The following is a 5,216-nucleotide window of genomic DNA, read 5'->3' on the forward strand; positions in this document are numbered from 1 at the left end:
ACCGGTATCGAAATTAACCAAAGCACGCGGCACGTTCTCTAGGGCAAGGCAGCGGGTGTCCGCATTGATGCCTTGCTTGAACGCCTCAGCTTCCGTCAGACCGACGGTGGCGACCTGAGGGTCGGTGAACACCACGCTCGGCATGGCACTAAGGTCCAGGGTCGCCTCGCCTCCGGTCATATTGATCGCAGCCCGGCTACCCCCTGCGGCGGCAACATAGACAAACTCTGGCTGGTCAGTGCAGTCACCAGCCGCATAGACTCCTGGAACCGTGGTTTGCAGATATTCATCCACTTGAATCACGCCACGCATTGTTTCCACGCCGACGCCCTCCAAGTTTAGACTTTCGGTATTGGGTGCTCTGCGCGTTGCCACCAGTAGTTGATCTGCCCGTAATGTGCCGACCCTGGTGTCGACCTTGAACTCGTCATCTGTGTACTCGACACGGCTGGTCTGGGCTTGGTTGACTACTTCGATGCCTTCTCGCTGAAAGGCTATCTCCATTTGCTCTCCGATAGCAGGATCCTCACCGGATAGCAAACGGCTACGGGCCAACACAGTGACCTCGCTGCCCAGTCTCGCGAACGCCTGAGCCAGCTCCAGAGCAACGAAGCCAGCACCAATGACGATCAACCGTTCGGGTAAAGTATCGAGTGCCAATGCACTGGACGACGTCAAATAGGGCGTCTTCGCCAGCCCGGTTATAGGTGGCACTGCCGGACGGGCCCCAGTACCAATAAAAGCACGATCAAAACGGACCGTTTGCTCACCTCCCGCAGTCAGTTTGACCTTCAGACTATTGACATCGGCAAACCTAGCCTCGCCATTGAGAACCGTGATCTCGGAGTGATCACGCAGTATCCTTTCATATTTGGCCTCACGCAGCTCCTGAACACGGGCCTGCTGTTGTTGAAGGAGCCTCTCCCGGTCCACCAGAGGTGGCTTGGCACTCACGCCCCCGTCAAAAGGGCTCTCCTTGCGCAGGTGTGCAACATGGGCGGCCCGAATCATTATTTTTGAGGGTACGCATCCAACATTCACGCAGGTACCACCAATCGTGTCACGCTCAATCAGGGTAACGCGCGCTCCTCGCTCGGCCGCCTTCAAGGCGGCCGCCATGGCTGCCCCTCCACTGCCGATGACAGCAATGTGTAGGGGGTTATCATTGCTCATTTGGAAAACTCCTATTCCTTCGAACGCTTCAGGGAAGAGGGATAGCCAGCATTGCCCGTGGCCTCGGTCAACACCTCCACGGACGTTTTTACGTCGTCGAAGGTGACCACAGCTTCCCGTGTCGGGTAGTCCACCTCTACCCGCAATACACCTTTCACCTTGTTAAGGGCAGTTTTGACCGTGATCGGACAGGCGACACAGGTCATGCCCGGCACCGACAGGGTGACGGATTCCTCATCTGCCAGGGCGGGCGTACTGATGAGCATAGCGAGCAACGCAATGAAGGCGACACGTGCTTTCATGGGACATTTCCTCTATCAATAGAACAAAGGCAAGACGTAGAGAAACACCAGGGCGATCAGAACCAGCAATGACACTGCCCAGAAAATCGCCTTATAGGCTACTCGATCTCGCGGAACCGCACACACCTCCCCCTGCTGGCACTTTCTCCCCGACCGATAGATCTGACGCCAAGCAAAGAACATAGCCACCACGGCAATGCCGATGAATAACGGTCGATAGGGTTCGAGTGCCGTCAAGTTGACGATCCAGGCCCCAGAAACGCCCAAGGTGATCAATACCAGAGGCCCAATACAACAGGCCGATGCTAACAGCGCCGCTACTCCTCCGGTGATCAGAGCCAGAGGGCCACGCCCCGAGTTTGAATGTGACATGACGACTACACCTTTCATGAGTGTGTTTGATGGGATAAAGTTACTACCGTAGTCAGCTACGGAGTCAAGGCCTATGCCCGATAAAGCGAACTCGTTGACCATTGGTGGTTTGGCCGAGGCAGCGAATGTCTCAGTTGAAACCATTCGCTATTACCAGCGCCGAGGACTAATACCGGAGCCTCAACGGCCTCCAAGCGGTATTCGACGCTATGGCATCACCGATATCGACAGGTTGAAGTTTGTGAAAACGTCGCAGCAATTGGGTTTCAGCCTTGATGAGATCCATGAGCTGCTTCAGTTGGATGATGGCGCCCACTGTCACGAAGTCAGTGTTCTCGCCGAGCGGAAATTGCACGACGTGCGAGAGAAGATCAACAAGCTGAGGCAAATCGAGGCGGTACTGAACAACTTGGTTGATCAGTGCTGCGCGCAGGAGAGCAATATCTCCTGCCCTTTAATTGCCTCACTACATGAAGGGGTCGGATAAAAAGTTGGCACATACCGTTTTCAAAGCTGGACTTACTTCATGACAATACCTGTAAGTGGTGAAGGCTTACGTATCGAGCGGCTGAGGGTAAGCCCCTGTGCTCATTCAGGGGCTTACTGCACGAATGGTTCTACCGGAATTGACCTCTTCCAGCCCCATGTACTTTCGCAGGCAACTCTGCTCGCGGCCAATGGCCTCCAACGACAGCCCTCGGCCCCGACAATACGGTGCTTTGTCTTGCGAATCATTATCCACACCTTCAGTAATCGACCACCGGACTGACCTGTGCCCGTGCTATTAAAAGCACGAACAAGTCCAGAGTGGCATCGGATCCATTGCAGAAGTCCGACTGACAAAAGGTGAGGCAACTCATCTACGGCCTCAGATCAATACCAAACTGGCCAACCAGTAACGAAAACAACCAAAAAAAGGAAACGGTTACTAAAGCACTGGCTAGCAGCGTAGGCCAAAATCCGATTCGGGAAAGCAACGTCGGAAATATTAAAAACATGGGAAGTGTAGGCACCACGTACCAGAACGTATACCACGCGTGATTGGCCACTTTTTCTGGCGACTGCGTTTCGACGTGCAACCAAATCAGAGCCAGAATCGTGACCAACGGTAGTGCCGCAACCAAAGCACCCAGCTTGTCGCTGCGTTTAGCGACCTCGGAAACCACCACCACGACGGCAGCGGTAATCAGATATTTGGTTATGATCCATTGCCATGTCATGTATATTCTACTCCAAACCTTCGAATTCACCCGTAAAATTCACATCGTAAACTCCCCCGTCACTCGATAGGAGCACGTAAAGTGTTTGAGCTTCAGTCCGATTGGTGACCGATACGATGAAATAACCGCTGCCTTTCTTATGAATTTTTACGGCGTCTTCAGGAACCACCTTCCAGCTTTCGGGAAGCTTTCCGAAGCCTAAGCCTGCATCTTTCTCGGTTAGCTGCGTAGTTGCCGATCTGCCACGCTCAAGCGCCGATGTTTCTGAAATCGACTTATGGGCATGGTCACTGTGTGCAAGCACCTGTTGAGATCCGATCAATAAAACAAGTGTGAAAATGGCGGTAAAGAGTTTCATAAGGGTTCCTCGAAGTTAAATATGATTAATGCGAATGGGGTTCACTGCCCTCGTGGCGATGGACTTCAGGTTCACTGGCTTGTCCAGCAGGCTCTTCGCCCACTGTGTCGGCGGATGGCCCTCGTAACTCGAGGCGTCTTGGGTAGCTCGATAGCGGTGCTCTTTTATCCGCCATGTCTTCGTGGGTATGCTGGTGATCATCCCGGTTGAGGGGAAAATCATCAGGATACTGCGTGTGCTGGAATCCGTGCAACTGCATCAGTAGCAACAGGCCACCGGCAAGCATCAGCGCCACGTTGGAAGCTTTGCTGAAGCGCTCAAACGATGCGGTCTTTCGCCACACCATAAGCACGGCCAGGATGATGCTCAAAGCCACAATCTGCCCCACTTCGACACCGACATTGAACGATAATATCTTGAACACCAGACCATCGTCGCCCAGCGGCAACTGCTGAAGCCGGGTGGACAAGCCAAACCCGTGAATCAAACCAAAGGCAAACACCATCCAGGTCAGGTTCGGGGATTTCATTTGCAAGTGTTTCTGAAAGCCGCCGAGGTTGTCGAACGCTTTGTAACAGACGGTCAGCGCAATCACCGCATCAATCAGGTAGTAATTGGCGGTAATTCCGAACAGTGTGGCGAACACCAGGGTAATGGAATGGCCGATGGTGAAGGCGGTGATGAACTTGATGATCTCGCTAAAGCGCGTCAAAAAGAACATAACACCGAACAGAAACAGCAAATGATCATAGCCGCTCAGCATATGGGTGGCGCCAAGCCGAATGTATTCCAGGTAACCCGCATTGAGTATCCGGGCTTGGTCTTCAACCGACATGCCATGCGCCCAGGCCGCAACACTGGCAAGGGACGTAATGATGATAAATAAGAGTTTAAGCATAATACCTTCAATTTTTTTGGAGGTGATCGAAGTAATCACATGTGATTATGGAATTTAGTGGCGGGCGCGCCCACAGTTGTGCTGCGCCCGTCAGGGTTTCGTTGCGGAAACAGGCTCCAGGCGTGCCCGGAGCCTGCTGGTTCGCTAGGTTTTCGCTTTCTTGCGGTGCAACAGTGCATACAGCACCGGGAGCACGAACAGCGTCAACAAAGTCGAGGAAATAATCCCCCCGATCACTACTGTTGCCAACGGTCGCTGCACTTCCGCGCCGGTACCGGTGTTGAGCGCCATGGGAACAAAGCCGAGGCTTGCGACCAAGGCCGTCATCAGTACCGGTCGCAGGCGGATCAGGGCACCCTCGACGATCGCTTTCATCAGGTCGCCCTGCTCGTGCCACAGGTCGCGAATAAAAGCCACCATCACCAGACCATTGAGAACTGCGACGACAGAGAGCGCGATAAAGCCCACGCCTGCGGAGATCGACAGCGGCATATCCCGCAACCACAGGGATAAAATCCCGCCAGTGAGCGCAAGCGGTACGCCAGTGAAAATAATCAAGGCGTCTTTCACCGAACCGAACGCCATGACCAGCAGGCCGATGATGANCGCCANGGTAATCGGTACAACAATGGCGAGACGGGCGCTGGCCGATTGCAGTTGCTCAAAGGTACCGCCGTAATCCAGCCAATAGCCATCCGGCAAATCCACCTCCTGTGCGATGCGCGCTTGTGCTTCTTCGACAAATCCACCCAGGTCGCGGNCCCGNACGTTGGNGGTNACCACCACCCGNCGCTTGCCGTTTTCCCGGCTGATCTGGTTGGGCGCCGGNGCCAGTTCCAGNTCGGCNACTTCCGANANNGGCACATAGNCNCCGTCNGGCANGGGNANNGGNA

At 54.2% G+C, this 5,216-nt stretch carries 7 protein-coding genes and 1 pseudogene (1 of these 8 running past the window's edge); 1 reads left to right on the forward strand and 7 read right to left on the reverse strand.

Going from position 1 to position 5,216, the window contains the following annotated elements; translation table 11 throughout:
- The 3 genes from merA to merT form a co-directional block, all read right to left on the reverse strand.
- A partial coding sequence (merA, locus tag CMG77_RS06220; protein ID WP_286903789.1) for a mercury(II) reductase occupies positions 1–1,173 on the reverse strand: 1,173 nt, incomplete at its 3' end.
- Positions 1,174–1,184: 11 nt separating this feature from the next.
- Positions 1,185–1,475: a mercury resistance system periplasmic binding protein MerP gene (gene merP / locus CMG77_RS06225; protein WP_286903790.1), complete on the reverse strand. Its 291-nt coding sequence runs from the start codon at positions 1,473–1,475 to the stop codon at positions 1,185–1,187.
- Between the two features lie 15 nt (positions 1,476–1,490).
- Complete coding sequence (merT, locus tag CMG77_RS06230; RefSeq protein WP_286903791.1) at positions 1,491–1,847, reverse strand: mercuric ion transporter MerT; 357 nt, start codon at positions 1,845–1,847, stop codon at positions 1,491–1,493.
- 73 nt (positions 1,848–1,920) lie between these two features.
- On the opposite strand from merT, the gene merR reads away from it, so the two are divergent.
- Positions 1,921–2,334, forward strand: a complete 414-nt coding sequence (gene merR / locus CMG77_RS06235; RefSeq protein ID WP_286903792.1) for a mercury resistance transcriptional regulator MerR — start codon at positions 1,921–1,923, stop codon at positions 2,332–2,334.
- Between the two features lie 373 nt (positions 2,335–2,707).
- Here the strand turns inward: merR and CMG77_RS06240 are convergent, their stop codons facing one another.
- The 4 genes and pseudogenes from CMG77_RS06240 to CMG77_RS06255 form a co-directional block, all read right to left on the reverse strand.
- Entirely contained in the window at positions 2,708–3,067 is a 360-nt protein-coding gene (locus CMG77_RS06240; RefSeq protein WP_286903793.1) for a DUF3147 family protein, read from the reverse strand.
- Positions 3,068–3,074: 7 nt separating this feature from the next.
- Positions 3,075–3,425, reverse strand: a complete 351-nt coding sequence (locus CMG77_RS06245; RefSeq protein ID WP_286903794.1) for a DUF6488 family protein — start codon at positions 3,423–3,425, stop codon at positions 3,075–3,077.
- 25 nt (positions 3,426–3,450) lie between these two features.
- Entirely contained in the window at positions 3,451–4,362 is a 912-nt protein-coding gene (locus CMG77_RS06250) for a HupE/UreJ family protein (RefSeq protein WP_286903795.1), read from the reverse strand.
- A 105-nt stretch (positions 4,363–4,467) separates the two neighbouring features.
- Positions 4,468–5,216: pseudogene (locus tag CMG77_RS06255) on the reverse strand (efflux RND transporter permease subunit); it runs 2,361 nt beyond the window's last position.

It is taken from the genome of Marinimicrobium sp., from assembly GCF_002695945.1.
GTDB lineage: Bacteria > Pseudomonadota > Gammaproteobacteria > Pseudomonadales > Cellvibrionaceae > Marinimicrobium > Marinimicrobium koreense.

Excerpts from the sequence above, each read along its gene's own strand:
- merP (WP_286903790.1), bottom strand. The coding sequence starts at position 1,475 with ATGAAAGCACGTGTCGCCTTCATTGCGTTGCTCGCTATGCTCATCAGT.
- merT (WP_286903791.1), bottom strand. The coding sequence starts at position 1,847 with ATGTCACATTCAAACTCGGGGCGTGGCCCTCTGGCTCTGATCACCGGA.
- merR (WP_286903792.1), top strand. The coding sequence starts at position 1,921 with ATGCCCGATAAAGCGAACTCGTTGACCATTGGTGGTTTGGCCGAGGCA.
- CMG77_RS06240 (WP_286903793.1), bottom strand. The coding sequence starts at position 3,067 with ATGACATGGCAATGGATCATAACCAAATATCTGATTACCGCTGCCGTC.
- CMG77_RS06245 (WP_286903794.1), bottom strand. The coding sequence starts at position 3,425 with ATGAAACTCTTTACCGCCATTTTCACACTTGTTTTATTGATCGGATCT.